Origin of the sequence: Streptomyces afghaniensis, assembly GCF_044327915.1 — a bacterium.
GTDB classification, from domain to species: domain Bacteria; phylum Actinomycetota; class Actinomycetes; order Streptomycetales; family Streptomycetaceae; genus Streptomyces; species Streptomyces afghaniensis.
The window spans coordinates 419,927-446,710 of the sequence record NZ_JBIRGJ010000010.1; the positions used below are offsets into that span (position 1 = coordinate 419,927).

Sequence of the window (26,784 nt, forward strand, 5' to 3'; positions counted from 1 at the left end):
GGTGTTCCGGCGGTCCGATGTGGCATTACGCTACGACTCGTAGCGAAAGCCCGTGAGGGACGTACACGGGCTCGAGTGACATGGCGTGGGTGGGGACCCAGCGCCGAAGGGCATCCGACCGGCCCGGCTTTCACACCGTTTTTCACACGCGCGCGCAGTACGGGGGAGGATAGACGCATGCAGCCACGGAACATGTCCATGAGCGGAGTCGTCGACCTCGCCGCGGTGAAGGCGGCCCAGGAGGCCAAGGCGAAGGCGGAGCAGGCGCGTGCGCAAGCCGCCCGGGAAGGCGGCGCGGGGGCGATCTCCCCGGCCGATCTCGTCATCGACGTCGACGAGGCGGGGTTCGAGAGGGACGTCCTCCAGCGGTCCGCCGAGGTGCCCGTCGTCATCGACTTCTGGGCCGAGTGGTGTCAGCCCTGCAAGCAGCTGAGCCCGGTCCTGGAGCGGCTGGCCGTCGAGTACAACGGCCGCTTCCTGCTCGCCAAGATCGACGTCGACGCCAACCAGATGCTGATGCAGCAGTTCGGCATCCAGGGGATCCCGGCGGTCTTCGCGGTCGTCGCGGGGCAGGCGCTGCCGCTCTTCCAGGGGGCCGCGGGCGAGGCGCAGATCCGGCAGACGCTGGACCAGCTGGTGCAGGTCGCGGAACAGCGCTTCGGTCTGACCGGCCTCGCCGTCGACCCCGAGGCCGAGCCGGGCGGCGGCGCCCAGCCGGCTCCCGAGCGGCCGGCCGGCCCGTACGACGCGCTCCTCGAAGCCGCCGTGCAGGCGCTCGACTCGGGTGACCTGAGCGGTGCCGTCCAGGCCTACAAGAACGTACTGAACGAGGACCCGGGCAACGAGGAGGCCAAACTGGGTCTCGCCCAGGCCGAGTTGCTCCAGCGGGTGCAGGGTGTGGACCCGCAGCAGGTGCGCAGGGAGGCGGCCGAGAAGCCGGCCGACGTGCAGGCGCAGATCGCCGCCGCCGACCTGGATCTGGTGGGCGGCCATGTGGAGGACGCCTTCGGCCGGCTCATCGAGACCGTGGCGCGTACGGTGGGTGACGACCGGGACACCGTGCGGATGCGGCTGCTGGAGCTGTTCGAGGTGGTCGGACCCGAGGATCCCCGTGTGATCGCGGCCCGCAGGGCCTTGGCCCGGGCCCTGTTCTGACCAGTCGTTAAACGCACGGGCCTGTGGTTCCCATGTGAAGGATTTGCCGAAAGAGCGTCACCGCGGCCGCGTTTTACCAAAACTTGGTAATCGCGGCCGCTGTTACTACGAGTAAGTCCGGGGCGTTGATCTGTCGGTTTCTGTCCAGCGATCAACAGCTTTGTACCGCCGTTCGGCACCACCCTGTGTCGCCGCCCGAGACCGGGGGGTCGTTGTTCGGTTATCCCGCCGTTACTAGCCAGTAACGAACCCCCTTGTGCGGGCGGCGAGAATGCACCACGATCGGCCACGCTCGGTCCATTCCCGTACCCCGGCAGCCGGTTGGGTCGCGGGACGTCCTGGGTCCCCACCGAGCAGAGCCGGCGGCAGTGGCGCCGGCTCTTGGACAGGGGGGTCTTCGCCCACCCGGCGAAGCCTGTCCAGCAGGGTTGTGCGTGATGCGTGTCAGGCGCGACCAGTGGTTGTCGCTCGGGGGTGATCGCCGGTGATTCGGGCGCTAGTTGCGCCGCCGAGTGCAGGCGCTCTCCTTCCCGAGGACGTAGCACTTCTCCCATCCCTGCACGGCTGAGCCGCGATTCGGGGCGAGCCAGGTCAGGAGATGTACGTCCGAGAAGGAGGAAATATGGAGTCCCAGGTGCGTGGCGGGACCAGATGGAAGCGGTTCGCTGTGGTGATGGTGCCCAGCGTCGCCGCCACGGCTGCGATAGGTGTCGCCCTCGCGCAGGGCGCTCTCGCCGCGTCGTTCAGTGTCTCCGGGCAGTCGTTCAAGGTCACGACCGACCAGCTCGTCGGTACGGGCTTCTCGCAGTACGGCGCCCTCGATGAGGGATACACGATGGACGGCAAGAAGGCCGTCCACCCGGTCGCCGTCTCGTCGTTCAAGCAGGCGACGATCAAGAACCTGTGCCAGTCGGTCGTCACCCCGAACATTCCGGTGCTCGGGAACGTCAGCCTGATCCTGCGTGCGGGTCAGGGTGCGAAGCCGGTCGAGGCGCAGAACCTCTACATCGATGTCGCCGACCTGAGCGCCGACGCGACGTTCGAGAACATCGACATCGGTGTGGCCGCCAAGGACGCCAACAAGGGTCCGGCCATGAGGAAGGGCGAGACGGCGAACCCGTACGGCTTCGCCCAGCAGGCCGACAAGGCGACCCTGACCGACGTGAAGCAGACGGCGTGGGCGACCACCGCCGGAACCTTCAAGCTCAGCGGCCTGAAGATGTCGCTGTCGACGGGTGTCAAGGAGTGCTACTAAGCACTCGCTGACGGGCGGGGGAGCCGGTGGCGCCCCCGCCCGTCCACCTTCCGGCCGGGCCTTCACGGACGGCCCACATCACCACCACAGCAACGCCGTACCAGGGAGCTGTTTTTCCATGAGCGCCGAGACTCCTGCCGCAGACGGCCAGTTCACTTACCGGAGGCAGCAGTTCCGCGCCTGGCGGGGTACGCGGCCGTTCTGGGCCGGGCTGTTCGTCCTGCTCAGCGGACTGCCCATCGCCTACTTCCCGTACGCGAACCTCCAGATCGGTCACCTGACGCTGGCGATGGCGACCACCGCGGGTGCCGGTTCCCTGATCATCGGCGTGCTGCTCGTCGTGCTGGGCGTCAGCCTCTGGTTCCAGAAGCACGTCCGCGTCTTCGCGGGTGTCGCGGCGATCCTGCTGGCGCTGGTGTCCATCCCCGTGTCCAACCTCGGCGGCTTCCTCATCGGCTTCCTCCTCGCCCTCGTGGGCGGGGCGATGGCCGTGGCCTGGGCCCCGGCCCCGCCGCCTGCGGGGCAGCTCGCCGGCCACGCGGCCACGGGCACGGGCGAGGCCGCCGGTACCAAGGACCACGACACCACGGTGCTGCGGCCCGTGGACGGGGTGGACGAGCCGAACGATCTGTCAGGAACGAACCCGGCCAACGGGGCGAACGGGAGGCACAGTGCCGGCTGACGAGGTGACCCACGGGGCTGATGTGGAGGCGTCCCGTGTGAGAACCGGGCCGCGCCACGCGGCACCCAAGAAGCCGCTGTTCACCAGGTTCAACAGGCCCGCGGGCAAGGCGATAGCCATGGCGGCGATGCCGACGGCGGTCCTCATGGGGATGGGCTTCACATCCACGCTCGCCATCGCCGACAGCAACAACCCGGCGACGCCGTCGTCGAAGAGCCTGACGGCCGACGAGTACAAGGACTGCGTGGCGGCCCTGGAGGACGCCAAGGACCACAAGGGCGACGACTCCGCCTCCCCGACGCCGTCTCCCTCGGCGAGCGACGGGGCGAAGGACGAGGACGCCGGCAAGGGCGAGACGGATCCCACCCCCTCCCCCTCGGCCACCGAGGGCGGTACGGGCGCGGACGAGGGCGATTCCTCTTCGTCGGATTCAGGTTCCGACGACAAGGGCGAGCCCGAGCCGGTCCCGTCCCCGAGCGCGCCCGGCGACGGCGACTCGGCCGGGACTCCGTCCCCCTCGCCGTCCGAGAGCGGCGGCAACGTGCTGGAGGACATCGGCGACGCCATCGGGGGCATCTTCAACGGCGGGGACAAGGCCGGCGCGAGCCCGAGCCCCACCCCGTCCGCCTCCGCGTCCGAGAGCAGCGGGACGACGGACGACGACGCCGCCGGCACGGTGCGGGACACGACCGAGAAGGCCACGGACACGGTCGAGGACACCGTCAAGGACACCACCGACAAGGCGTCCGAGACGGCCGAGGACACCGGCAAGGCCGTCGAGAAGGCGGCGGAGCAAGCCGGGAAGGCGGCCCAGGAGGCCGGGGAGGCGGCGCAGGAGGCCGGGGAGGCCACCGCCTCGCCCAGCCCGTCCCCGAGCTCCGGCACGGACGCCGAGGACTGCCCGGCCGCCACCGACGCCGAGGGCGGCGTCGACAACAAGGTGCCGCTGCCCGACGACCCGTGGTTCCTCAACGCCAGCTCGCTGACGCTGAAGGGCGCCGACTACAAGGGCGTCGTCGAGGTGCGCACCGCCAACGGCACCGTCAAGAAGGTCCTGAAGTACGTCATCTCCGGCGGTACCGACATCGGCGACCTCCACCAGACGGTCAAGGACAAGCAGTCCGGCAAGACCTACCACGTGCAGGCGGCCAAGGGCTCGACGTCCACGATCCGCGACGGCGACACGGTGATGTACACCGAGAGCATCTCCGGCAACCTGCTCGGACTGATCCCGATCACGTTCGACCCGGAGCACCCGCCGCCGCTGAACATCCCGCTGATCTACTTCACCAACGTGAAGGTCCAGCAGGCCGGCCAGTTCGGCGGGACGCTGCACGTGCCCGGGCTGCACAACTACATCACCGACTGAGCGCCTCTCCAGGCCCGTTCGGGAGCCGCACAAGCCGAGGGCGCCCCCTGTTCCCAGGGGGCGCCCTCGGCGCCGTACACGGGCCCTCAGGCCCTTTCCGGATCAGCTCTTGGCGCCGCCCAGGTGGTGGACGCGCACCATGTTGGTGGTGCCGGGGACGCCGGGGGGCGAGCCGGCGGTGATGACCGCGATGTCGCCCTCGTTGAAGCGGTTCAGCTTGACCAGCTCCTGGTCCACCAGGTCGACCATCTCGTCGGTGCTGTTCACGAACGGCACCACGTACGGCTCCACGCCCCAGCTCAGCGCCATCTGGTTGCGGGTGCCCTCGTCGGTGGTGAAGGCGACGATCGGCTGGGTGGCGCGGTAGCGGCACAGCCGGCGGGCGGTGTCGCCGGACTGGGTGAAGGCCACCAGGACCCGGCCGCCGAGGAAGTCGGCGATCTCGCAGGCGGCGCGGGCCACCGAACCGCCCTGCGTGCGCGGCTTCTTGCCCGGCACGAGCGGCTGCAGCCCCTTGGACATCAGCTCCTGCTCGGCCGCGGTGACGATCTTCGACATCGTCTTGACGGTCTCGATCGGGTACGCGCCCACGCTCGACTCGGCGGACAGCATGACCGCGTCGGCGCCGTCCAGGATCGCGTTGGCCACGTCGGAGGCCTCGGCGCGGGTCGGACGGGAGTTGGTGATCATCGACTCCATCATCTGGGTCGCCACGATCACCGGCTTGGCGTTGCGCCGGCACAGCTCGATCAGGCGCTTCTGCACCATGGGGACCTTCTCGAGCGGGTACTCGACGGCGAGGTCACCACGGGCGACCATCACGCCGTCGAACGCCATCACGACGTCCTCCATGTTCTGCACCGCCTGCGGCTTCTCCACCTTGGCGATGACCGGGACGCGCCGGCCCTCCTCGTCCATGATGCGGTGCACGTCCTGGACGTCCTTGGCGTCCCGGACGAACGACAGCGCGACCAGGTCGCAGCCCATGCGGAGCGCGAAGCGGAGGTCCTCGATGTCCTTCTCGGACAGCGCGGGCACGTTGACGGCCGCGCCGGGCAGGTTGATGCCCTTGTGGTCGGAGATGACGCCGCCCTCGATGACGATCGTCCTCACCCGGTGGCCCTCGACCTCGGTGACCTTCAGCTCGACGTTGCCGTCGTTGATGAGGACCTGGTCGCCCTTGGTCACGTCGCCGGGCAGGCCCTTGTAGGTCGTCCCGCAGATCGTCTTGTCGCCCGGGACGTCCTCGGTGGTGATGGTGAACTCGTCACCCCGGACCAGCTCCACGGGACCCTCGGCGAAGGTCTCCAGACGGATCTTGGGGCCCTGGAGGTCGGCGAGGACCCCGATGGCCCGGCCGGTCTCCTTGGCGGCGGCACGGACCCGGTCGTACCGGCCCTGGTGCTCGGCGTGCGAGCCGTGGCTGAAGTTGAAGCGGGCCACGTTCATGCCGGCCTCGATCAGCGCGACAAGCTGCTCGTGGGAGTCGACCGCGGGGCCGAGAGTACAGACGATTTTCGAACGGCGCATGGGGGCGATCCTATCGGTTTGTTTCGCAACGGAATATTCCGTCTGGCGGAAAATACAAAAGGGCGGGATGCCGCTCAGGTGTGATTCCCCGAACCAATTACCAGCGCGTAGGTCTGTGTCGCGATCTCCAATTCCTCGTCAGTAGGCACCACCGCCACGGCGACCCGGGCGCCCTCCGGCGAGATCAGCCGTGCCTCGTCGCCGCGCACGGCGTTGCGCTCGCCGTCCACCGCCAGGCCCAGCTCCTCCAGGCCCGCCAGGGCGGCCGCCCGCACGGGCGCCGCGTTCTCGCCGACACCGGCGGTGAAGGCCACCGCGTCCACCCGTCCGAGAACGGCGTAATAGGCGCCGATGTACTTCTTCAGGCGGTGAATGTAGATGTCGAACGCCAGCTCCGCCTGCTCGTCGCCCTCGTCGACGCGGCGGCGGATCTCCCTCATGTCGTTGTCACCGCACAGACCGATCAGACCGCTCTTCTTGTTGAGAAGAGTGTCGATCTCGTCGGCGGACATTCCACCAACACGCATCAAATGGAAGATGACGGCCGGGTCCATGTCTCCCGAGCGCGTACCCATCACGAGCCCCTCCAAAGGCGTCAGCCCCATGGAGGTGTCCACGCAGCGCCCGCCCCGCACGGCCGAGGCCGACGCCCCGTTGCCCAGGTGCAGCACGATCACGTTCGTCTCGGCGGGGTCCTTGCCGAGCAGCTCGGCGGTGGCCCGGGAGACGTAGGCGTGGGAGGTGCCGTGGAAGCCGTAGCGCCGGATGCGGTGGTCGTCGGCCGTCTTGACGTCGATCGCGTAGCGGGCGGCCGACTCCGGCATCGTCGTGTGGAAGGCGGTGTCGAAGACGGCGACCTGCGGCAGGTCGGGCCGCAGCGCCCGGGCCGTGCGGATCCCGGTGAGGTTGGCCGGGTTGTGCAGCGGGGCGACCGGGATGAGCCGCTCGATCTCGGCGAGCACGGCGTCGTCGATCACGGTCGGCTCGGTGAAGGACCTGCCCCCGTGCACCACCCGGTGCCCGATCGCGGCCAGTTCGGGCGAGTCCAGCCCGAGGCCGTCCTTGGCGAGCTCCTCGGCGACGGCCTTCAGGGCGGCGTCGTGGTCGGCGATCGCCCCGCCGCGCTCCCGGCTCTCGCCGCCGGCGGGGGTGTGCTTCAGCCGGGAGGTCTGCTCGCCGATGCGCTCGACCAGGCCCACCGCCAGCCGGCTGCTGTCACTCATGTCGAGCAACTGGTACTTCACCGACGAGGAGCCGGAGTTGAGGACGAGGACGCGGGTGGGGCTCACTGGGCGGTTGCCTTCTCGCTCGGGGACGGGGCGGGGGACTGGGCCTGGATCGCCGTGATGGCGACCGTGTTGACGATGTCCTGGACGAGGGCGCCCCGGGACAGGTCGTTGACCGGCTTGCGCAGACCCTGCAGCACCGGGCCGACGGCGATCGCGCCGGCCGAGCGCTGCACGGCCTTGTAGGTGTTGTTGCCGGTGTTCAGGTCGGGGAAGATCAGCACGCTTGCCTGTCCGGCGACCTCGGAGCCGGGCAGCTTGGTCGCCGCGACCGACGGCTCCACGGCGGCGTCGTACTGGATCGGGCCCTCGATCTTCAGGTCGGGCCGGCGCGAGCGGACCAGCTCGGTGGCCTCGCGCACCTTGTCGACGTCGGCGCCGGAGCCGGACGTGCCCGTGGAGTACGACAGCATCGCGATCCGCGGCTCCACGCCGAACCGCTCGGCCGTCGCCGCCGACTGGATGGCGATGTCGGCGAGCTGCTCGGCGTTCGGGTCGGGGTTGACCGCGCAGTCGCCGTAGACGAGGACCTTGTCGGCCAGGCACATGAAGAACACCGACGAGACGATGTCGGCGTCCGGCCTGGTCTTGATGATCTCGAAGGCTGGGCGGATGGTCGCGGCCGTGGAGTGCACCGAGCCGGACACCATGCCGTCGGCGAGGCCCTCCTGCACCATCAGCGTGCCGAAGTAGTTCACGTCCGAGACGACGTCGTAGGCCAGCTCCACGGTGACGCCCCGGTGGGCGCGCAGGGCCGCGTACTGCTCGGCGAAGGCGTCGCGCAGGTCGGAGGTGGCCGGGTCGATCAGCTGGGACTCGCCGAGGTCGATGCCCAGGTCGGCGGCCTTCTTGCGGATCTGGTCGACGGGGCCGAGCAGGGTCAGCTCGCACACGCCCCGGCGCAGCAGCACCTCGGCCGCGTGCAGCACACGCTCCTCGGTGCCCTCGGGCAGGACGACCCGGCGCAGGTCGGAGCGGGCCTGCTCCAGCAGCTTGTGCTCGAACATCATCGGCGTGACACGGTCGCTGCTCGGCGCGGAGACCCGGCGGGCCAGGTCGCCGGTGTCGGCGTACCGCTCGAACAGGCCGAGCGCCCGCTCCGCCTTGCGCGGGGTGGCCGCGTTGAGCTTCCCCTCCAGGGAGAACAGCTGCTCGGCGGTGGGGAAGCTGGTGCCGGCCACCGACAGCACCGGGGTGCCGGGCGCGAGACGGTCGGCGAGCGTGAGGATGTCGTCGCCGGGCACCTCGTCCAGGGTGAGGAGCACGCCCGCTATCGGCGGGGTGCCGGCACTGTGCGCGGCGAGCGAGCCGACGACCAGGTCGGCCCGGTCGCCCGGGGTGACGACCAGGCAGCCCGGAGTCAGGGCGCCCAGGAAGTTCGGCAGCATCGCCCCGCCGAAGACGAAGCCGAGCACGTCCCGGGCCAGCCCCGAGTCGTCGCCCAGCACCACCTTGGCGCCGAGGGTGTGGCCGATCTGCGAGACGGTCGGGGCGGACAGCGCCGGCTCGTCGGGCAGGACGTAACACGGCACGGGCAGCCGGGAGTCGAGCTGGGCGGCGATCTCGTCGCGGTCCTCGCGGGCCACCCGGTTGGCGACCATGGCCAGCACGTCGCAGCCCAGCGTGTCGTAGGCGCGGTAGGCGTTGCGCGTCTCGGCGAGCACCGAGTCGACGGTCTGCTTGCGGCCGCCCACGACCGGGATCACGGACGCGCCGAACTCGTTCGCCAGCCGGGCGTTGAGCGACAGCTCGTCCGGGAGCTGGGTCCCGGCGTAGTCGGTGCCGAGGACCAGGACCACGTCGTAGTCGCGGGCGACCAGGTGGAAGCGGTCGACGAGCGTGGAGACGAGCTCGTCCGTGCCGGCCTCGGCCTGGAGGGCGGACGCCTCGTGGTAGTCCATGCCGTAGACGGTCGCCGGGTCCTGGGCGAGCCGGTAGCGGGCGCGCAACAGCTCGAAGAGGCGGTCGGGCCCGTCATGGACGAGGGGGCGGAAGACGCCGACCCGGTCGACCTGCCGGGTGAGGAGCTCCATGACCCCCAGTTCGACGACCTGGCGGCCGTCGCCGCGGTCGATGCCGGTCACGTACACGCTGCGGGTCACGCGCGCTCTCCGTTTCGTCTCGAGTGGGGGTACACATCAAGCCAATGGCTAACCAGCCAGGGGCACAAAAATCGCCCACCGAGGTGAGCAGAACCCTCTTGACAATACCTCCGCCGATAGATAAGGCGCCCGTCAGCCTCGGGGTGCGACGCCGGGCTGTGGAGCGTGAAACAATCGGCAGAGGCTCACCGGTGTCAACAGCGAGCAGGAGACACAGCACGATGCGTATCGGAGTTCTCACCGCAGGCGGCGACTGCCCCGGCCTGAACGCCGTGATCCGGTCGGTCGTGCACCGGGCGGTCGACAACTACGGCGACGAGGTCATCGGCTTCGAGGACGGTTACTCGGGCCTGCTGGACGGCCGCTACCGCACCCTCGACCTGAACGCGGTCAGCGGCATCCTGGCCCGCGGCGGCACGATCCTGGGGTCGTCCCGGCTGGAGCGCGACCGGCTCCGCGAGGCGTGCGAGAACGCCTCCGACATGATCCACGAGTTCGGCATCGACGCGCTGATCCCGATCGGCGGCGAGGGCACGCTGACGGCGGCGCGCATGCTGTCCGACGCCGGTCTGCCGGTGGTCGGCGTCCCGAAGACGATCGACAACGACATCTCGTCGACCGACCGCACCTTCGGCTTCGACACGGCGGTCGGGGTCGCCACCGAGGCGATGGACCGCCTGAAGACCACCGCCGAGTCCCACCAGCGGGTGATGGTCGTCGAGGTCATGGGACGCCACGCGGGCTGGATCGCGCTTGAGTCCGGCATGGCGGCCGGTGCGCACGGGATCTGTCTGCCGGAGCGGCCGTTCGACCCGGCCGACCTCGTGAAGATGGTCGAGGAGCGCTTCGCCCGCGGCAAGAAGTTCGCGGTCGTCTGCGTCGCCGAGGGCGCCCACCCCGCCGACGGCACCATGGACTACGGCAAGGGCGCCATAGACAAATTCGGCCACGAGCGCTTCCAGGGCATCGGCACGGCGCTCGCCCACGAGCTGGAGCGACGGCTCGGCAAGGAGGCCAAGCCGGTCATTCTCGGCCACGTCCAGCGCGGCGGCTCACCCACCGCGTACGACCGGGTGCTCGCCACGCGGTTCGGCTGGCACGCGGTGGAGGCCGCGCACCAGGGGGAGTTCGGCAGGATGACCGCGCTGCGCGGGACGGACATCGTGATGGTGCCGCTCGCGGAGGCCGTGACCGAGCTGAAGACCGTGCCGAAGGACCGGATGGACGAGGCCGAGTCGGTCTTCTAGAGAGGCCCGAGCCCGGCCTAGGCCGGGCTCTGCTGGATCCTCGTCCAGAAGTGCTCGACGATCCGGTCGAGGAAGTCGCGGGCCGCGTCGCCGGCGTCGCTGCTGCCGCCGCCCCAGCTCAGGGTGGCGGCCATGTGCCCCTGGTAGTCCTGGTGCAGCCCGCGTAGGGCGCCCTCCAGGAACGGCCGGTCCAGGGGCACGACCTTGGCCACCGGGCGTACGTAGGCCTGCCAGCGGGTGGTGACGGCGTTGCGCAGCAGGTCGCCGAGCCTGGCGTTGCCGCCCGTGACGGTGACGAAGTCGGGCAGGCGCAGGCCGAGCAGGTCGGCGAGGGCGGCGGACTGACGGTCGGTGCCGCGCCAGGTGTCGGTCTCCTCCATCCGCAGATAGGCGTGGAGTTCGTGGCCCACGGCACGGGCCACGTCCTCGGGGGCGAAGCCGCGGGCGATGCGGTGCTCTCGCAGGGTGCGGGGTCTGCCGATGAGTTCGCCGGGCGAGCACCACAACACCCCTGCGAGGGCGGTGAGTTCCGACGCGGAAGGGGCCGCCGCCCCGCGTTCCCAGGCCATGACGTGGTCCGGGGTGATGCGGGGGTGTCCGTAGGAGACGCGCATGTCGTGGGCGACGCGCTCGGGTGTCATGCCGAGGGCCGCGCGCAGCCGGCGCGCGGCGGGGGCGTTGAAGGGCGGGGGTGTCGGGGTGGCGGGCAGGGAGTGGGGTGCGGGCTGGCTCGGGCGGGCTGAAGGTCGGCGCACGGGCCACAAGCTAGGGGCGCGGGGCTGCGGTGACTACGGTCTGTTCGGCCAGGATCACGGATTGTAGGAAGCTACGGCTACCGGCGGGTTCGAGCGGGGCTGAAGATCGTCTGTCGGCCGGGGCGGAGGTGCGGCGAGGATGGCGCCGGGCCTGGTGAGCATGGGCCCGGAAAGGCGGGCACTCACGTGAACGGCAAGCTCAACGGGCATATTCGCGAACGTCTCCTCGCGACGAACTTCTGGCATCTCGCGACGGTCGGTGCGGACGGTGCGCCCCAGGTGTCGCCCATGTGGGCGGACATCGAAGGGGAGTACGTCATGGTCAACACGTCGATCGGGCGGGTGAAGGAAGAGAATCTGCGGCGCAATCCGTACGTTTCGCTGTCCCACCACGACCCCGAGAACCCGTACGACCGGGCGGAGATCCGGGGGAAGGTCGTCCGGTTCGTGGAGGGCGAGGAGGCGGAGCGGGCGATGGACCGGCTCGCGCGGAAGTACCTCGGGGAGGACCGGTATCCCTGGCTGCTGCCCGGGGAGCGCCGGGTGATGCTGCTGATCGAGCCGACTCGGGTACGGAGGCTGGAGGGTGTGGAGCCCTTCCGGGCCGGGGTCCTGCCGGACGGGGCGGCCGGCTGACGGACGGTTTCGGAGGGCCTCCCTGCGGGCCCTCCCTAACGCCAGTCGGGTGTGCCCGGTGCCGGTGGTAGCCGGGATTCGATCCTCGCCCGGATGTCCCCCATCACGGAGACGATGCGGGCCTCGTGCTCCGGGGTCAGCCGGGCCACCGGGACCGAACAGCTGATGGCGTCGACGACCGGTGTGCCGTAGCGCAGGGCGAAGCCGAAGCCGGCGATGCCGGGCACCGTCTCCTCGCGGTCGATGGAGTAGCCGCGTTCGCGCACCCCGGCCAGGTCGGCGAGGAGGGCTGCCCGGTCGGTGCGGGTGTTCTCCGTGAGCGCGGCCAACGGCCACCGCGTGAACGGCAGTTCTTCGTCGGCGCGCTCCGCGAGCAGTGCCTTGCCGAGCGCGCCGGCGTGGGCCGGGACCCGGCGGCCCACCCGGCTGATGGTCCGCAGGTACTCGTGGGACTCACGGGTGGCGAGATAGACGACGTCCAGGCCGTCGAGCCGGGCCAGGTGGATCGTCTCGCCGAGCGTGTCCGACGCCTCGTCGAGGTACGGGCGGACCGCCCGGACGTGCCGGTCCCCGTCCAGATAGCTGGTGCCGGTGAGCAGCGCGCGGATCCCGATGCCGTAGAGGGAGCCGGTGGCGTCCGTGCGGACCCAGCCGGCGTCGACGAGCGTCTGGAGCAGCTGGTACATGCTGCTGCGCGGCACCCCCAGGTCCTCCGCGAGCTGGTCGAGGCGCGAGGGCTGCTCGCCCCGCTCCGCGAGCAGTTCCAGCAGCGCGACGGTCCGGGCCGCCGACTTCACGCCGCGGACCCCTCTGCTCTCCTGCATGCGCTCATCGTAGGTCCGCAGGAATCCGTGATCGCACGGCCATTGACCCGGCAGGTTCACGCACTTAGCCTCCATCTGCATACGTGGACGCCGTCTGCATATAGGGATGGGACACCGGTTCAAAGGGGAACTGCCTTGCCTCTGCTCGTAGTCGGAATCAGCGTTCTGGTTCTGCTCCTCCTCATGACCAGGCTGAGACTGAACGGTTTCGCGGCCCTGCTGCTCGTGGCGGTCGGGGTCGCCCTGGTCCAGGGGATTCCCGTGGCGACCATCCCGGACGTCCTCTCCGAGGGCATCGGGGACCAGATCGGCGACACCATGCTGACCATCGGACTCGGCGCCATGGTCGGCCGGGTGATGGGGGACGCCGGCGCCGCGCAGCGGATAGCCGGCAAGCTCCTCGACGCCTTCGGACCGCGCTGGGTCCAGGTCGCCATGGTCGTCACGTCCATGCTGATCGGCGTGACCATGTTCTACGAGGTCGCGTTCGTCATCATCGTGCCCATCGCGTTCACCCTGGTCAGGGTCACCGGGGCGAAGCTGCTGTGGGTCGGCCTGCCGATGTCCATCGCCCTGTCCACCATGCACAGCTTCCTGCCGCCGCACCCCGGCCCCACCGCCGTCGCCGCGACCTTCCACGCCTCCGTCGGACTGACGCTGTTCTACGGCCTGTTCGTCGCCGTGCCCGCCGGTGCGCTCATCGCCCTGACCTGGCCTCGCCTCCCGTTCGTCGCGCGGCTGACACCGGCCATCCCCCAGGGCCTGGTCAGCGATCGCGAGTTCACCGACGAGGAGATGCCGGGCCTCGGCTGGTCGCTGCTCGTGGCGCTCTTCCCTGTCGTGCTGATCGTGGCCGCCGCCGTGACCGACATGGCCGCCTCGGGCGACAGCCCGTTCCTGCACGTCGTCGCCTTCGTCGGGTCGGCGCCGATCGCCCTGCTGCTGACCCTGTGCCTGGCGGTGTGGGCGTTCGGACCGCGGATCGGGCGCAGCCTGAGCGACGTCGGCGCCTCCTGCGGCTCGGCGGCCCAGGCGATGGCGATGATCCTGCTGGTGATCGGCGCGGGCGGGGCCTTCAAGAACGTCCTCGTCGAAGGCGGGATCTCCGACTACATCAAGGACGTCACGGACGGCTGGTCCATCTCGCCGATCGTCCTCGCCTGGCTCGTCGCCGTCATCCTCCGCATCGCGCTCGGCTCGGCCACGGTCGCCGTCGTCACGGCCTCCGGAGTGGCGCTGCCGTTGCTCGCGGGCAGCGGGGTCCATCCGGAGGTGATGGTGCTGGCCGTGGCCTGCGGCTCCATCGCGTTCTCGCATGTGAACGACCCCGGGTTCTGGCTGTTCAAGGAGTACTTCAACCTCTCCGTCATCGAGGCCATCAAGGTCCGTACGTCCTATACGACCGTGCTCGCCGTGCTCGGGCTGGGCGGGGTGCTCGTCGTCGAGTGGGGCCTCGACGTCCTGAGTCTGTGAACCGTATTCCGTTCTGTGCACCGCATTTTGAGGAAGGGCAACTGATGAGCAGCAGGCAGCCGACCGTCACGGCGTTCGCCGTCTACCCCGTCGCGGGCCGGGACAGCATGGAGCTGAACCTCTCCGGCGCGCACGGCCCGTACTTCACCCGCAACATCGTCGTACTCACCGACTCCGAGGGGCGTACCGGGCTGGGGGAGGTGCCCGGCGGGGAGAAGATCACGCGGACCCTGCGGGACGCCGAGTCGCTGGTCGTCGGGGCGAAGGTGGGGGACTACAAGCGGGTGCTGCGCGAGATCGGCGAGCGGTTCGCCGACCGGGACGCCGGGGGGCGGGGTGCGCAGACCTTCGACCTGCGGACCACCGTCCATGCGGTGACCGCGGTCGAGTCGGCGCTGCTCGATCTGCTCGGGCAGCATCTGGACGTGCCCGTGGCGGCGCTGCTGGGTGACGGGCAGCAGCGGGACTCCGTGCGGGTGCTGGGGTACCTCTTCTACGTCGGTGACCCGGACCGGACGGATCTGGAGTACGTCCGGGAGCCGGACTCGTCCGTGGAGTGGTACCGGGTGCGGCACGAGGAGGCGCTGTCGCCGGAGGCGATCGTGCGGCAGGCGGAGGCGGCCTACGAGCACTACGGGTTCCGGGACTTCAAGCTCAAGGGGGGTGTGCTGGCCGGGGCCGAGGAGGTCGCGGCGGTGCGCGCTCTCAAGTCGCGCTTTCCCGAGGCGCGGATCACGCTGGACCCGAACGGGGCGTGGTCGCTGCGGGAGGCGGTCGAGCTGTGCCGGCCGCTGGTGGGCACGCTCGCGTACGCCGAGGATCCCTGCGGGGCGGAGGGCGGTTACTCCGGGCGGGAGATCCTCGCGGAGTTCCGCCGGGCCACGGGGTTGCCCACGGCGACGAACATGATCGCGACGGACTGGCGCCAGATGGCCCATGCCCTGGCTCTCCAGTCGGTCTCCATCCCGCTGGCCGACCCGCACTTCTGGACGATGCAGGGGTCGGTGCGGGTGGCGCAGTTGTGCAACGCGATGGGGCTGACCTGGGGGTGTCACTCCAACAACCACTTCGACATCTCCCTGGCCATGGTGACGCACTGCGGGGCGGCGGCGCCGGGGGAGTACAACGCGCTGGACACGCACTGGATCTGGCAGGAGGGGCTGGAGCGGCTGACCGTCGAGCCGCCCCGCATCGTGGGCGGGGAGGTTGCCGTCCCGGACGCGCCGGGGCTGGGGGTCGAGGTCGACATGGACCGGCTGCTGGCGGCGCACGAGCTGTACCGGGAGAAGGGGGTCGGGGCTCGGGATGATGCGGTGGGGATGCGGTATCTGGTGCCTGGCTGGGAGTTCGACGGTAAGCGGCCGTGTCTGGTGCGGTGATCGCCGGGTGCCTCCGGCGGTTGGGCGGGGGGCCTGCGGCGGCCTGTGCGGCTTCGGGGGGGGCGCGCGTAGCGCCTGCTCGCCGGTGGTGGGTCGGGGCCGTGTCGGGGGGTGTCCGTCCTCGGAACGGCGCGATGGGGTCGGACGCCGACTGACTGTCCGTTGACGCGCCAACCGCTGCGGGCGGACACCCCCCGACACGTCCCCTTCTCGCCGTCGGCGGGTGCGCGTGCGTTCGTGGCCGCCCTGGCTGCCGGGCCGGCCGCTGCGCTGCGGGCGCGCGGTGGTCGCTCAGTTGCCGCAGGCTGCCGCGCTGCGGGCCGTCGTGGCCGCCTCAGTTGCGGGCAGTCGTGCCGCGCAACCCTCCGGTTCAGCTGCCGCAGGCCGTCGCCGCAGGCCGCTGGTCCGCTTGGCCGCGGGCAATCGTGCCGCTGAGGGCGGTACGGGTGGGCGCGGGCCCGGCCCGGCGCCGGTCAGCCCTTCACCGCGCCGCCCAGTGCGAAGCCCCCTCCCAGGCGTCGGGCGATCAGGACGTACAGCAGGATCACCGGTGTCGAGTAGACGACCGAGAACGCCGCCAGCTGCCCGTACGCCACCATGCCCCGGTTCCCGAAGAAGTCGTTGATGCTGACGGACGCCGGCATCTGGTCGGGCGTCAGCAGGAGCATGAAGGGGACGAAGAAGTTGCCCCACATCATGACGAAGGAGAAGACCGTCACGACGGCCACGCCCGGGCCCATCAGGGGCAGCACGATGCGGATCAGGGACTGGAGGGACGACGCCCCGTCGGTCCAGGCCGCCTCTTCCAGTTCCTTCGGTACGCCGTCCATGAAGTTCTTCATCAGCCAGATGGCGTACGGCAGTTGGGACGCGGCGAAGAAGAAGATCGTGCCCTGCATGGTGTCGATCAGGTCCACCCGGACGAAGAGCGCGTAGACCGGGACCATGATCGCCGTGATGGGCAGGCTCGTCGCGAAGAGGATCGTCAGCAGGAACGGGCGGTTGAAGCGGGAGCGGAAGCGGGAGAGCGGGTAGGCCGCCAGGGCCGCGCAGACCACCGTCAGCAGCGTCGCGCTGCCGCACAGGATCAGGCTGTTGAGCAGGGGCGTGAAGGTGATCTCGGGCGTCAGGATCGCGTCGAAGTTGTCCAGGGTGAGGCCGTCGGGTGCCTTCACCCGGAGGTCGGCGTGAGGGTCCAGGGAGGACAGGACCACCCAGGCCAGGGGGAGTACGAACGCGGCGGCGACCACCAGGAGGCCCGCGTCCGCTGCCAGGCGTCGGGCCGTGCGGCGGGAGGCGAGTGTGACGGCCATGCGGGTCAGACCTCCGTCCGCAGCAGGCGCAGATAGACGAGGGAGAAGAGGGAACCGACCAGCAGGAGCAGCAGGGCCACCGCCGTGCCGTAGCCGATCAGGCTGTTCTGGAAGGCCTGTTCGTACATGAAGAGCGGCAGCGTCTGGCTCCTGCCGCCCGGGCCGCCCCTGGTCATCACCCAGATCAGCCCGAAGACCGAGAGGGTCTGGAGGGTGTTGAGCATCAGGTTCGTGGCGATGGAGCGGCGGATCATGGGGAGGGTGATGTGCCACATACGGCGCAGGCCCCCGGCCCCGTCGACCTCGGCGGCCTCGGTGATCTCCTGGGGGATCTCGTTCAGCGCGGCCGAGTAGACCAGCATCGAGAAGGCCGTGCCCCTCCAGACATTGGCGAAGGACACCGCCAGGATGGGGAGCGTGAACAGCCAGTTCTGGGCGGGCAGGTGGAGCCAGTCCAGGATGGCGTTCAGGGTGCCCTCGCGGCGGAAGAAGGCGTAGAGGAGGAAGCCGGCCACCACCTCCGGCAGCACCCAGGCCGTGACCACGATGCCGCCGGTGAGCGTGCGGACCGGTTTCGACGCGCGCCGCATCAGCGCCGCCAGGGCGAGGCCGAGCGTGTTCTGCCCGATGAGGGACGACAGGACGGTGAACACCAGTGTCAGCCATACGGCGTTGAGGAACGCCTCGTCCCCGAAGGCCCGGGTGAAGTTCTCGAAGCCGACGAAGGAGTCCTCGGCCTGGCCGGTGAGCTGGAGGTCGGTGAAGGCGATGGAGACGCAGTAGGCGATCGGGCCGGCGAGGAAGAGGAGCAGGAGGACGACGGCGGGGGTGAGGGGGAGGGCCCGGACCAGTGCGCCCGGGCCCCGCCGGGGGCGGCGGGGAGCCGTGGGGCCGGGCGCCTTTCCGAGGCCGGTGTGCGGTGCTGTGGTGGTCATCGAGGCGTCCCCGTCGCCTATCGCTCGACGACCTGGTTGTCCGTGGCGTCCTTCAGGGCGTCCACGTAGTTGTCCGCCGCCTCGTCCACCGACACGTCACCCGTCGTCACGCCCTCCATGGCCTCCTGGATGGCCGTGGAGACCTTGGGATAGGCCGGGTAGGCGGGGCGGTAGTGGGTGTGCCGCACCAGGTCGGTGAAGAACTCGGTGCCCGGCTGGGCGGTGGCGTACTCGGGGTCCTTCGCCACGTCCTCGCGGACCGCGATGCCGGAGTTGGCGACGTACCACTTCCGCGCGTTGGCCTTGGTCTGCATCGTCTTGACGAACTCGAAGGCCAGGTCCGGGTTGCCGGCCTTGGCCGGGATCGACCAGGTCCAGCCGCCGGACATGCTCACCTTGCCGGGCGCCTGGCCGTTCTGGGTCGGCATGGCGGCCAGTCCCAGCTTCTTCGACCACTCGGGCCACTCGTGGCCGCTGCCGGGCAGCCAGTCCTGGGGCAGCCAGGAGCCGTCGAGGGCGATGCCGAGCTTGCCCTGCGGGAGCCACTCGCCGCGGACCCGGGTCATGACGTTCGGGTCGAGCGCGTCGGAGACGTCCGGGCCCAGCTTCTCCTTGTAGACCGTCTCGACGAAGGCGAGGGCGTCCTTGAAGCCCTGGCCGCCGGCGATCCACTTCTTGCTCGCCTTGTCGTAGAGCGGGTCCGTGCTGCCGTCGTCCGTGCCGTAGAGCAGCATCTCGAAGGTCTGCATGGTGGCCGCCTCGCCGACCGGCTTGCCCGTGTAGACGTTGAGCGGGATGACGCCGGGGACCTTCTGTTTGATGGTGCGGGCCGCGGTCAGGACGTCCTTCCAGGTCTTCGGCTGCCAGTCGGCGGGGAGGCCGGCCTTGGCGAAGACGTCCTTGTCGTACCAGAGTCCGCGGGTGTCGGTACCGTCGGGGACGCCGTACGTCTTGCCGTCCTCGCCCTTGGCGGCCGCCTTCGCCGTGTCGATGAACCGGTTCCAGTCCGGCCACTTGGCGAGGTAGGGGTCGAGGGGCTTGAGGTAGCCGCTGGTGATGTCCGAGTTGATGAGGAACGTGTCCTCGTAGACCAGGTCGGGTGCGGTCTTGGGGGAGCGGAGCATCTGCTGGAGCTTGGTGTAGTACTCCGAGTCCGGGGCCTTGATCGGGACGAGCTCGACCTTCTTGCCCGGGTGGGCCTTCTCGAACTGTTTCTTGATGTCCGCGAGATAGGTGTCCATCACCTTGATGGAGTTGTCCGTGGACTGTTTGAAGGAGACCTTCACGGTGTCGGGGTCGCTGCCGGAGCCGCCACCGCAGGCGGTGAGGGCGGTCGCGGCGAGGGCCAGGGCGAGGAGAGGTGTGAAAGCGGCGGTGGGGCGCACGGCACGAACCTCCTACGGACGCACTTCTTTGTGGCCGGGACGGCTGCGTGGTGAACCTAAGTTGAGTGGTCTAGTCAGGTCAATGCGTGTGCGCGGGTTCGATCGTGGCCGACCGTAACTGACGGTCCGTCACTGGCCCGTGACCCAGCGGTACTGCAACTCCGGGCGCCCCACCGTGCCGTACTGCGGGCGGCGGGCCGCGCGCCCCGCGTCCACCAGATGTTCCAGGTAACGCCGGGCCGTGATGCGGGAGATGCCCACGCTCTCCGCCACACCGGCGGCCGTGAGGCCCTCCGCGCTGTCGCGCAGGGCCACGGTCACCCGCTCCAGCGTCGGTGCGCTCAGCCCCTTGGGCAGGGCGGCCGGGCCCGGCGCGCGCAGGGCCGCCAGCGCCCGGTCGACCTCGTCCTGGCCGCTCGCCTCGCCGACCGCGGCATGGAACTCCGCGTACCGCACGAGGCGGTCCCGCAGGGTCGCGAAGGTGAACGGCTTCAGGACGTACTGCACGACTCCGAGGGAGACGCCCTCGCGCACGACCGCCAGATCGCGTGCCGACGTCACCGCGATCACGTCCGCGTGGTGTCCGGCCGCCCGGAGGGAGCGCGCGAGGTGCAGTCCGTGCACGTCCGGCAGGTGCAGGTCGAGCAGGAGCAGGTCGACGGGCGTGCGCTCCAGGGCCCGGCGGGCCTCCGCGCCCGTGTGCGCCTTGCCCACCGCCACGAAGCCGGGGACCCGGCCGACGTACAGCACGTGCGCGTCGGCGGCGACCGGGTCGTCCTCCACGACCAGGACGCGGATGTCCCTCTCGGGCGTGCTGTCGCTCGTCATGCGTTGCCTCCAGCGCCTCTGGACACCGAGGTCCTGGATGTCACGCCCTCGGCCACCGCCCCCGACTCCCGCAGCGGCAGCCGTACCTCGAACTCCGCCCCGCCCCCCTCGGCCTCCGACACCGACAGCGTCCCCTCGTGCCGCTGGACCGCCTGCCGTACCAGGGCCAGCCCCAGCCCCCGGCCGCCCGGCCCCGCCGGCTTGGTCGAAAAGCCCCGCTGGAAGACGGCCTCGGCGTGCTCCGGGTCCACGCCCGGGCCGGTGTCCGAGACCCGCAGCACCAGCTCCGGGGCGTCATCGAGAGCCTCGGGGTCCCCGGTGTCCTGGGTGTACGCGGCCACCGTCACCCGCGTCCGCGCGCTGCCCTGTGCCGCGTCCACGGCGTTGTCGATCAGGTTGCCCAGGATGGTCACCAGGTCCCGCGACGGCAGGGACTCCGGCAGCAGGCCGTCGTCCAGGCTGCTGTCCTCCGACACCATCAGTTCCACGCCCCGCTCGTTCGCCTGGGCCGTCTTGCCCAGCAGCAGTGCCGCCAGCACCGGCTCGCTCACCGCCGCCACGACCTGGTCGGTCAACGCCTGTGCCAGCTCCAGTTCGGCCGTCGCGAACTCCACCGCCTCCTCCGCCCGGCCGAGCTCGATCAGCGAGACGACCGTGTGCAGCCGGTTCGCCGCCTCGTGCGCCTGCGAGCGCAGCGCCTGCGTGAAACCCCGCTCGGAGTCCAACTCGCCCATCAGCGACTGGAGTTCGGTGACATCGCGCAGGGTGACGACCGTACCGCGCCGCTCACCACCCGACACCGGAGACGTGTTGATCACCAGGACCCGCGACGCCGTCAGATGCACCTCGTCCACCCGCGGCTCCGACGCCAGCAGCGCGCCCGTCAGCGGGGCGGGCAGCCCCAGCTCCGCCACCGACCTGCCCACCACGTCCCCGGCCACGCCGAGCAGCTCCCGCCCTCCGTCGTTGATCAGCGCCACACGGTACTGCCCGTCCAGCATCAGCAGCCCCTCGCGTACGGCGTGCAGGGCGGCCTGGTGGTAGTCGTGCATCCGGCTGAGCTCGGCCGCGTTCATGCCGTGGGTGTGGCGGCGCAGCCGGGCGTTGACGACATAGGTGCCGACGGCGCCCAGGACCAGAGCGCCGGCCGCGACGCCGAGCAGGGCCGTCAGCTGGTCCTGCACCCGCTGGCTGATCTCCTCGACCCGGATGCCCGCGCTGACCAGGCCGACGATCTCCTTGCCGTCCTGGATCGGGGTGACCGCGCGTACCGACGGGCCGAGCGTGCCGGTGTAGGTCTCGGTGAAGGTCTGGCCCTTGAGGGCCTTCTCGGTGTGGCCCTGGAAGGGCTGGCCGATCCGGTCCGGGTCGGGGTGCGTCCAGCGGATGCCCCGCGGACTCATGATCGTTATGAAGTCGACCTCGGTGTCCCGCATGACCTTCAGCGCGTACGGCTGGAGCCGGCCCGTCGGGTCGGAGCTGCGGGCCGCCTCCAGCACCGAAGGGGAGTCGGCGACGGACCGCGCCACCGCCCTGGCCTGGCGCCGCGCCGCCTCCTCGGCCTGGTTGCGGTCACTGACGTAGCTGAACAGCGCGTATCCGGCCACGACGACCGCTATCAGGACGGCCTGCATGGCGAAGAGCTGGCCCGCCAGGCTGCGGGGACCGGGTACGGAGAAGCGCATGCCGTCAGTCTGCACCGTGGCTGATTGTGAACTAAATGAACGGAAGGGTGACCGCGCTCACAGAGCAGGACATAGTCACGGCATTCCCCAATACGCATCTCCGGGAGCCCCCGCTCCCTTTTCCCGGACGTGAGCCGCACGCCGGTGATGCCGACGACGTCGTCAAGGAGGGCCGCCGTGACCAGCGCAGCCGATACGGCACCAGCCGCACCCAAAGCCAAGCGGGACCGTACGCACTATCTCTACATCGCGGTGATCATCGCGGTTGCCGCCGGTATCGCGGTGGGTCTGGCCGCACCGGACTTCGCGGTCGGGCTGAAGCCGATCGGCACGGGCTTCGTGAATCTGATCAAGATGATGATCTCGCCGATCATCTTCTGCACGATCGTGCTGGGTATCGGCTCGGTCCGGAAGGCCGCCAAGGTCGGTGCCGTCGGCGGTATCGCCCTGGTCTACTTCACGATCATGTCGCTGGTCGCGCTGGGTATCGGCCTGGTCGTCGGCAACATCCTGGAGCCGGGCACCGGCCTCGCGGTGACCGACGCGATCAAGGACGCCGGTCACGCCCAGGTCGACGCCGAGGCCAAGGACACCACCGAGTTCCTGCTCGGCATCATCCCGACCACGATCGTCTCCGCGTTCACCAACGAGTCGGTCCTGCAGACCCTGCTGATCGCCCTGCTCGCCGGCTTCGCGCTCCAGGGCATGGGCTCGGCCGGTCAGCCGATCCTGCGCGGTATCGAGCACATCCAGCGGCTCGTCTTCCGCATCCTGGCCATGGTGATGTGGGCCGCCCCGATCGGTGCCTTCGGCGCGATCGCGGCCGTCACCGGCTCCGCGGGCGTGGACGCGCTCAAGAGCCTCGCCGTGCTGATGCTCGGCTTCTACGTCACCTGCTTCCTCTTCGTCTTCATCGTGCTCGGCGTCCTGCTGCGCGTGATCTCCGGCCTGAACATCCTCACGCTGTTCAAGTACCTGGGCCGCGAGTTCCTGCTGATCCTGTCGACGTCCTCCTCGGAGTCCGCGCTGCCGCGGCTCATCGCGAAGATGGAGCACCTGGGCGTCAGCAAGCCGGTGGTCGGCATCACGGTCCCGACCGGCTACTCCTTCAACCTCGACGGCACCATGATCTACATGACCATGGCGTCCCTGTTCATCGCCGACGCGATGGGCACGCCGATGTCGATCGGCGAGCAGATCCCGCTGCTGCTCTTCCTGCTGGTCGCCTCGAAAGGCGCCGCCGGTGTCACCGGCGCCGGTCTCGCGACGCTGGCCGGTGGTCTCCAGTCGCACAAGCCGGCCCTGGTGGACGGCATCGGCCTCATCGTCGGCATCGACCGCTTCATGAGCGAGGCCCGCGCCCTGACCAACTTCGCCGGCAACGCCGTGGCCACCGTGCTGATCGGCACCTGGACGAAGGAGATCGACAAGGAGCGGGTCGGCCAGGTCCTCGCCGGTCAGCTGCCCTTCGACGAGAAGACGCTGCTGGACGACGCGCACGGCGGCCCGGCCGACGACCAGGCCGAGGTGTCCGAGCAGGGCGGCGAGAAGGAGCTGGCGAAGGCCTGACGGCCGCGCGTCGCGCCCCGTGAGACTCCGGGCGGCTGAGTGTCCCCCCGTCGCTCAGCCGCCCGGTCCGTGCACGGACAAGATCAATCGTTGAGCTTCGCCACCAGTTCGGTGGCTTCGGAGGCGGGTACGCCCGCCGCGGTCAGCACCGTGACCGCGGCGCAGCGGCCCGCCTCTCGCGCTGCCACGAGCCCGTCGTTCACCGCCTCCATCAGCGCGACCAGCATCTGCTCGTGCACGTAGGCCAGGGCCGGCGCGGGCAGCGGTGAGCTGAAGACGCCCTCGTCGAGGCCGCGCCGGAGCACCCCGGTGGCGGCCTCCCGGACGGGGGCGAGCCGCTCCCGGATGCCCTGCATGGTGACCGTGCGCTGGGCGAGCGCGATCAGCAGCCGGTAGCGGTCGGCCAGCTCCCACACCGCCAGCACCGAGCGGGCCACGGATTCCGCCGGGTCGTCGACGCCCTCCCGGCCCGCCGCGTGCGCGGCCGACAGGGTCTGAACCGCCTCGTCGACGAGCGTGCTGATCAGCGCCTCGCGGCTCGGGAAGTGCCCGTACACCGTCCGCCGTACGACACCCGCCGCGCGTGCGATCTGGTCCATCGACGCGTCGGGGTCGCGCAGCAGCTCAGCCAAGGCGACGTCGAGGATGCGGCGCCGGTTGGCGTCGGCGCGGCTGGTGGTGCCCGTGGTCATGGACGCCATTGTGCCCCTTCCCTCATCGATTTGCACAACGCTGTGCAACGACGTACATTGCACAGTGTTGTGCAAATGCACACCCCTGTGCAAGTCAGTGAGGAAGGCGACCCCCTGCCATGCGACTCGTCATGACCGAACCGGCCGAGAGGATGGACCGCCCCTACGCACGCCGCTGGTGGGCGCTCCTCGTGCTCTGCCTGAGCCTGCTGATCATCGTGATGGCGAACACCGCCCTCACCGTCGCCGCGCCCGCCATGACCGAGGACCTCGGCCTGTCCAGCGCCGACCTCCAGTGGGTCATCGACGGCTACACGGTCCCGTACGCCGCGCTGATGCTGCTCCTCGGCGCCATAGGCGACAAGTACAGCCGCCGGGGCGCGCTCGTCCTCGGGCTGGTCGTCTTCGGCGGCGGTGCCGTCTCCGGCTACCTCGCCGGCAGCGCCACGGCGGTGATCGCGGCGCGTGCCGTGATGGGCGCCGGCGCCGCGATGATCATGCCCGCCACGCTGTCCCTGCTCGCGGCGACCTTCCCGCGCGCCGAACGCGCCAAGGCCATCACCCTGTGGACCGCCACGGCCGGGCTCGCGATCGCGGCCGGGCCGCTGGTCGCCGGGGCGCTGCTCGAGCACCACGGCTGGTCGTCGACGTTCCTCATCAACGTGCCCATCGCCGCCCTGGCCGTCGTCGGCGCGCTCGTCCTCGTGCCGCCGTCCAAGGCCGGCCACCAGGGGCGTATCGACTACGGCGGCGGACTGCTGTCGGTGGTGTGGATCGGCGCGCTCGTCTACATGATCATCGAGGGCCCGCACTTCGGCTGGGGCGTCAAGGCGGTCGGGGCGGCGGTCGTCGCGGGCGTCGCGCTCGTGGCCTTCGTGCTCTGGGAGTTGCGCCACCCGCGTCCCGTCCTCGACGTGCGCCGCTTCACCGACCGCCGCTTCGCGGGCTCCAACCTCGCCGTCGCCCTGTTCTTCCTGGCCGTCTTCGGTGCCTTCTACTACCTGACCCAGCACCTCCAGTTCGTCCTCGGCTACGACGCCCTGGACACGGGCCTGCGCATGCTGCCGCTGGCCGGTGCCGTCTTCGTGGGCTCCGCCCTCACCGGCTACCTCACCCCGCGGGTCGGCATGAAGTGGACCGTCACGGCCGGCATGGTCGGCGGTACGGCGGCCCTGGCGCTGCTCACCCGGGTCGACTCGGGGTCGTCGTACGGCGACTTCGTCGCGCCCCTGATCGTGCTCGGCCTCGCGATCGGGCTGGCGCTCTCGCCCTGCACGGACGCGATCATGGGGGCGTTCCCGGAGTCCCAGCTGGGCATCGGCGGCGCGGTGAACGACACATCGCTGGAGCTCGGCGGGTCGCTCGGCATCGCCATCCTCGGCTCGCTGCTGGCGACGTCGTACTCCGGCCACCTCGCGGACGCGACGGCCGGCGGCAAGCTCCCCGCCTCCGCGCTTCAGACGGCCCAGGACTCCGTCGGGGCCGGGTACGCCGTGGCCCAGGGCATCGGTGACAAGGCGCGCCGGCTGGCCGAGCAGGCGGCGCACACGAGCGACCCGCAGCAGGCCGAGCGGCTGCGGACGCAGGCCGAGCAACTGGCCGGCGGGGCTCGGCAGATGGCCGACGCGGTCGGGTCCTCCTTCGCCGACGCGGTCGCGCACACGAGTCTGGCCGGGGCCGTGATCCTGGGCGTCGGGACGGTCGTGGTGGCACTGCTGCTGCCCGGCAAGGGGAAGACCGCGGACGAGCCCGCCGAGGAGAAGGAGCTGGAGTCCGCGGGGGTTCACTGAACGACCGGCTCGGTGGCCTCGTCCAAGTGGGTCTGCTCCTCCGGGGTGAGCGACAGGTCCGCCGCGGCCGCCGAGTCCCTCGCCGTCTCCGGCCGGCTCGCCCCCGGGATCGGGACGACGGCGGGGGAGCGCGCCAGCAGCCAGGCCAGACCGACCTGCTGAGGGCTGACACCGCGGGCTGCCGCCACCTCGTGGAAGGCGGCCAGACGTTCCCTGCCTTCGGTGCGCGACGGGCCGTCCAGGGAGCTGCGGGCCAGCCCGCCCAGCGGGCTCCACGGCAGGAAGGCCAGCCCCAGTTCCGCGCACAGCCGCAACTCCGGCTCGCTGTCCCGGACGGCGGGGGAGTACCGGTTCTGCACCGACACCAGCTTCTCCCCGAGGATCTCCCGCGCCCGGCGGATCCGGTCCGCGTCCGTGTTGGACACCCCGGCCAGCCGGATCGTGCCCGCGTCGATCAGCTCGCGCAGGGCGCCGACCGATTCCTCGAAGGGCACCTCGGGGTCCGGCTTGTGGAGCTGGTAGAGGCCGATCGCCTCCACACCGAGGCGCTTGCGGGAGGCCTCGGCGGCGGCCTTGAGGTGGCGCGGGGAGCCGTTCACCGTCCAGTCGCCGCCGGCCGGGCGGCCACGGCCGCCCTTCGTCGCCACCAGCACGCCGGAGGTGTCACCGCCGTACGTGGCCAGCGCGCGGGCCAGCAGCCGCTCGTTGTGGCCGGGCTCCGCGCCCGGCAGATGGTACGAGTCGGCCGTGTCGAAGAAGGTCACGCCCGCGTCGAGCGCGGCGTGCACGGTGGCCAGCGCGCGCTGCTCGTCCGGGCGGCCCTCGATGGACAGCGGCATCGCGCCGAGCCCGACCGCGCTCACCCGCAGCCCGCCGAGTGTCCTGTACCGCATG

The 26,784-nt window shown here is 70.5% G+C and carries 22 protein-coding genes; 10 read left to right on the forward strand and 12 right to left on the reverse strand.

Annotated elements, in window-relative coordinates; all coding sequences use genetic code 11:
- Nucleotides 1–177: 177 nt before the first annotated feature.
- The 4 genes from ACH4G3_RS36325 (at nt 178) to ACH4G3_RS36340 (ending at nt 4,461) form a co-directional block, all read left to right on the forward strand.
- Nucleotides 178–1,155: a tetratricopeptide repeat protein gene (locus tag ACH4G3_RS36325; protein ID WP_397628451.1), complete on the forward strand. Its 978-nt coding sequence runs from the start codon at nt 178–180 to the stop codon at nt 1,153–1,155.
- A gap of 622 nt (nt 1,156–1,777) precedes the next feature.
- On the forward strand, nt 1,778–2,410 hold the full coding sequence (locus ACH4G3_RS36330) for a DUF6230 family protein (RefSeq protein WP_107455404.1): 633 nt from the start codon (nt 1,778–1,780) through the stop codon (nt 2,408–2,410).
- A 118-nt stretch (nt 2,411–2,528) separates the two neighbouring features.
- Nucleotides 2,529–3,092: a DUF6114 domain-containing protein gene (locus ACH4G3_RS36335; RefSeq protein WP_397628452.1), complete on the forward strand. Its 564-nt coding sequence runs from the start codon at nt 2,529–2,531 to the stop codon at nt 3,090–3,092.
- Nucleotides 3,082–4,461, forward strand: coding sequence for a hypothetical protein (locus ACH4G3_RS36340; protein WP_397628453.1), 1,380 nt, complete (start codon nt 3,082–3,084; stop codon nt 4,459–4,461). The genes ACH4G3_RS36335 and ACH4G3_RS36340 overlap by 11 nt, the downstream gene beginning before the upstream one ends.
- Before the next feature lie 102 nt (nt 4,462–4,563).
- On the opposite strand, the gene pyk is transcribed toward ACH4G3_RS36340, so the two are convergent.
- The 3 genes from pyk to pta form a co-directional block, all read right to left on the reverse strand.
- Entirely contained in the window at nt 4,564–5,991 is a 1,428-nt protein-coding gene (gene pyk, locus ACH4G3_RS36345) for a pyruvate kinase (protein ID WP_397628454.1), read from the reverse strand.
- Nucleotides 5,992–6,065: 74 nt separating this feature from the next.
- The gene (locus tag ACH4G3_RS36350) at nt 6,066–7,280 is read right to left on the reverse strand and encodes an acetate kinase (RefSeq protein WP_397628455.1); all 1,215 of its coding nucleotides are present in this window, start codon (nt 7,278–7,280) and stop codon (nt 6,066–6,068) included.
- Nucleotides 7,277–9,379 carry a phosphate acetyltransferase gene (gene pta / locus ACH4G3_RS36355; RefSeq protein WP_397628456.1) on the reverse strand — a complete coding sequence of 701 codons (2,103 nt, stop codon included), beginning with the start codon at nt 9,377–9,379 and terminating at the stop codon, nt 7,277–7,279. The genes ACH4G3_RS36350 and pta overlap by 4 nt, the downstream gene beginning before the upstream one ends.
- A gap of 221 nt (nt 9,380–9,600) precedes the next feature.
- Between pta and ACH4G3_RS36360 the strand changes: the two genes are divergently transcribed.
- Nucleotides 9,601–10,626 carry an ATP-dependent 6-phosphofructokinase gene (locus ACH4G3_RS36360; protein ID WP_086844696.1) on the forward strand — a complete coding sequence of 342 codons (1,026 nt, stop codon included), beginning with the start codon at nt 9,601–9,603 and terminating at the stop codon, nt 10,624–10,626.
- A 17-nt stretch (nt 10,627–10,643) separates the two neighbouring features.
- Here ACH4G3_RS36360 and ACH4G3_RS36365 read toward each other — a convergent pair whose 3' ends face one another.
- Complete coding sequence (locus tag ACH4G3_RS36365; RefSeq protein ID WP_397628457.1) at nt 10,644–11,381, reverse strand: helix-turn-helix domain-containing protein; 738 nt, start codon at nt 11,379–11,381, stop codon at nt 10,644–10,646.
- A gap of 186 nt (nt 11,382–11,567) precedes the next feature.
- On the opposite strand from ACH4G3_RS36365, the gene ACH4G3_RS36370 reads away from it, so the two are divergent.
- On the forward strand, nt 11,568–12,017 hold the full coding sequence (locus ACH4G3_RS36370; RefSeq protein WP_397628458.1) for a PPOX class F420-dependent oxidoreductase: 450 nt from the start codon (nt 11,568–11,570) through the stop codon (nt 12,015–12,017).
- Nucleotides 12,018–12,052: 35 nt separating this feature from the next.
- Here ACH4G3_RS36370 and ACH4G3_RS36375 read toward each other — a convergent pair whose 3' ends face one another.
- Nucleotides 12,053–12,841 (reverse strand): IclR family transcriptional regulator, encoded by a 789-nt coding sequence (locus ACH4G3_RS36375; RefSeq protein WP_397628459.1) that lies wholly within the window; start codon nt 12,839–12,841, stop codon nt 12,053–12,055.
- Between the two features lie 135 nt (nt 12,842–12,976).
- Between ACH4G3_RS36375 and ACH4G3_RS36380 the strand changes: the two genes are divergently transcribed.
- Together ACH4G3_RS36380 and ACH4G3_RS36385 are read left to right on the forward strand one after the other, a co-directional pair.
- Nucleotides 12,977–14,314, forward strand: a complete 1,338-nt coding sequence (locus ACH4G3_RS36380) for a gluconate:H+ symporter (protein WP_397628460.1) — start codon at nt 12,977–12,979, stop codon at nt 14,312–14,314.
- A gap of 44 nt (nt 14,315–14,358) precedes the next feature.
- Nucleotides 14,359–15,693, forward strand: a complete 1,335-nt coding sequence (locus ACH4G3_RS36385) for an enolase C-terminal domain-like protein (RefSeq protein ID WP_397628461.1) — start codon at nt 14,359–14,361, stop codon at nt 15,691–15,693.
- Nucleotides 15,694–16,166: 473 nt separating this feature from the next.
- Here the strand turns inward: ACH4G3_RS36385 and ACH4G3_RS36390 are convergent, their stop codons facing one another.
- From ACH4G3_RS36390 to ACH4G3_RS36410, 5 genes are all read right to left on the reverse strand, one after another.
- On the reverse strand, nt 16,167–17,006 hold the full coding sequence (locus ACH4G3_RS36390; RefSeq protein ID WP_397628462.1) for a carbohydrate ABC transporter permease: 840 nt from the start codon (nt 17,004–17,006) through the stop codon (nt 16,167–16,169).
- Between the two features lie 5 nt (nt 17,007–17,011).
- On the reverse strand, nt 17,012–17,941 hold the full coding sequence (locus ACH4G3_RS36395; RefSeq protein ID WP_397628463.1) for a carbohydrate ABC transporter permease: 930 nt from the start codon (nt 17,939–17,941) through the stop codon (nt 17,012–17,014).
- Nucleotides 17,942–17,958: 17 nt separating this feature from the next.
- Nucleotides 17,959–19,326, reverse strand: a complete 1,368-nt coding sequence (locus ACH4G3_RS36400) for an extracellular solute-binding protein (RefSeq protein WP_397628464.1) — start codon at nt 19,324–19,326, stop codon at nt 17,959–17,961.
- Between the two features lie 129 nt (nt 19,327–19,455).
- Nucleotides 19,456–20,154, reverse strand: a complete 699-nt coding sequence (locus ACH4G3_RS36405; protein WP_397628465.1) for a response regulator — start codon at nt 20,152–20,154, stop codon at nt 19,456–19,458.
- The gene (locus ACH4G3_RS36410) at nt 20,151–21,839 is read right to left on the reverse strand and encodes a sensor histidine kinase (protein ID WP_397628466.1); all 1,689 of its coding nucleotides are present in this window, start codon (nt 21,837–21,839) and stop codon (nt 20,151–20,153) included. The genes ACH4G3_RS36405 and ACH4G3_RS36410 overlap by 4 nt, the downstream gene beginning before the upstream one ends.
- Before the next feature lie 177 nt (nt 21,840–22,016).
- Between ACH4G3_RS36410 and ACH4G3_RS36415 the strand changes: the two genes are divergently transcribed.
- On the forward strand, nt 22,017–23,408 hold the full coding sequence (locus ACH4G3_RS36415; protein ID WP_397628467.1) for a cation:dicarboxylate symporter family transporter: 1,392 nt from the start codon (nt 22,017–22,019) through the stop codon (nt 23,406–23,408).
- Between the two features lie 83 nt (nt 23,409–23,491).
- On the opposite strand, the gene ACH4G3_RS36420 is transcribed toward ACH4G3_RS36415, so the two are convergent.
- A complete protein-coding gene (locus ACH4G3_RS36420; protein WP_397628468.1) occupies nt 23,492–24,109 on the reverse strand; it encodes a TetR/AcrR family transcriptional regulator in 618 nt (205 codons plus the stop codon).
- A gap of 110 nt (nt 24,110–24,219) precedes the next feature.
- On the opposite strand from ACH4G3_RS36420, the gene ACH4G3_RS36425 reads away from it, so the two are divergent.
- Entirely contained in the window at nt 24,220–25,890 is a 1,671-nt protein-coding gene (locus ACH4G3_RS36425) for a DHA2 family efflux MFS transporter permease subunit (RefSeq protein WP_397628469.1), read from the forward strand.
- Here the strand turns inward: ACH4G3_RS36425 and ACH4G3_RS36430 are convergent.
- Nucleotides 25,884–26,783, reverse strand: a complete 900-nt coding sequence (locus ACH4G3_RS36430; protein ID WP_397628470.1) for an aldo/keto reductase — start codon at nt 26,781–26,783, stop codon at nt 25,884–25,886. The two genes, ACH4G3_RS36425 and ACH4G3_RS36430, sit on opposite strands and share 7 nt — an antisense overlap.
- Nucleotide 26,784 lies beyond the last annotated feature (1 nt).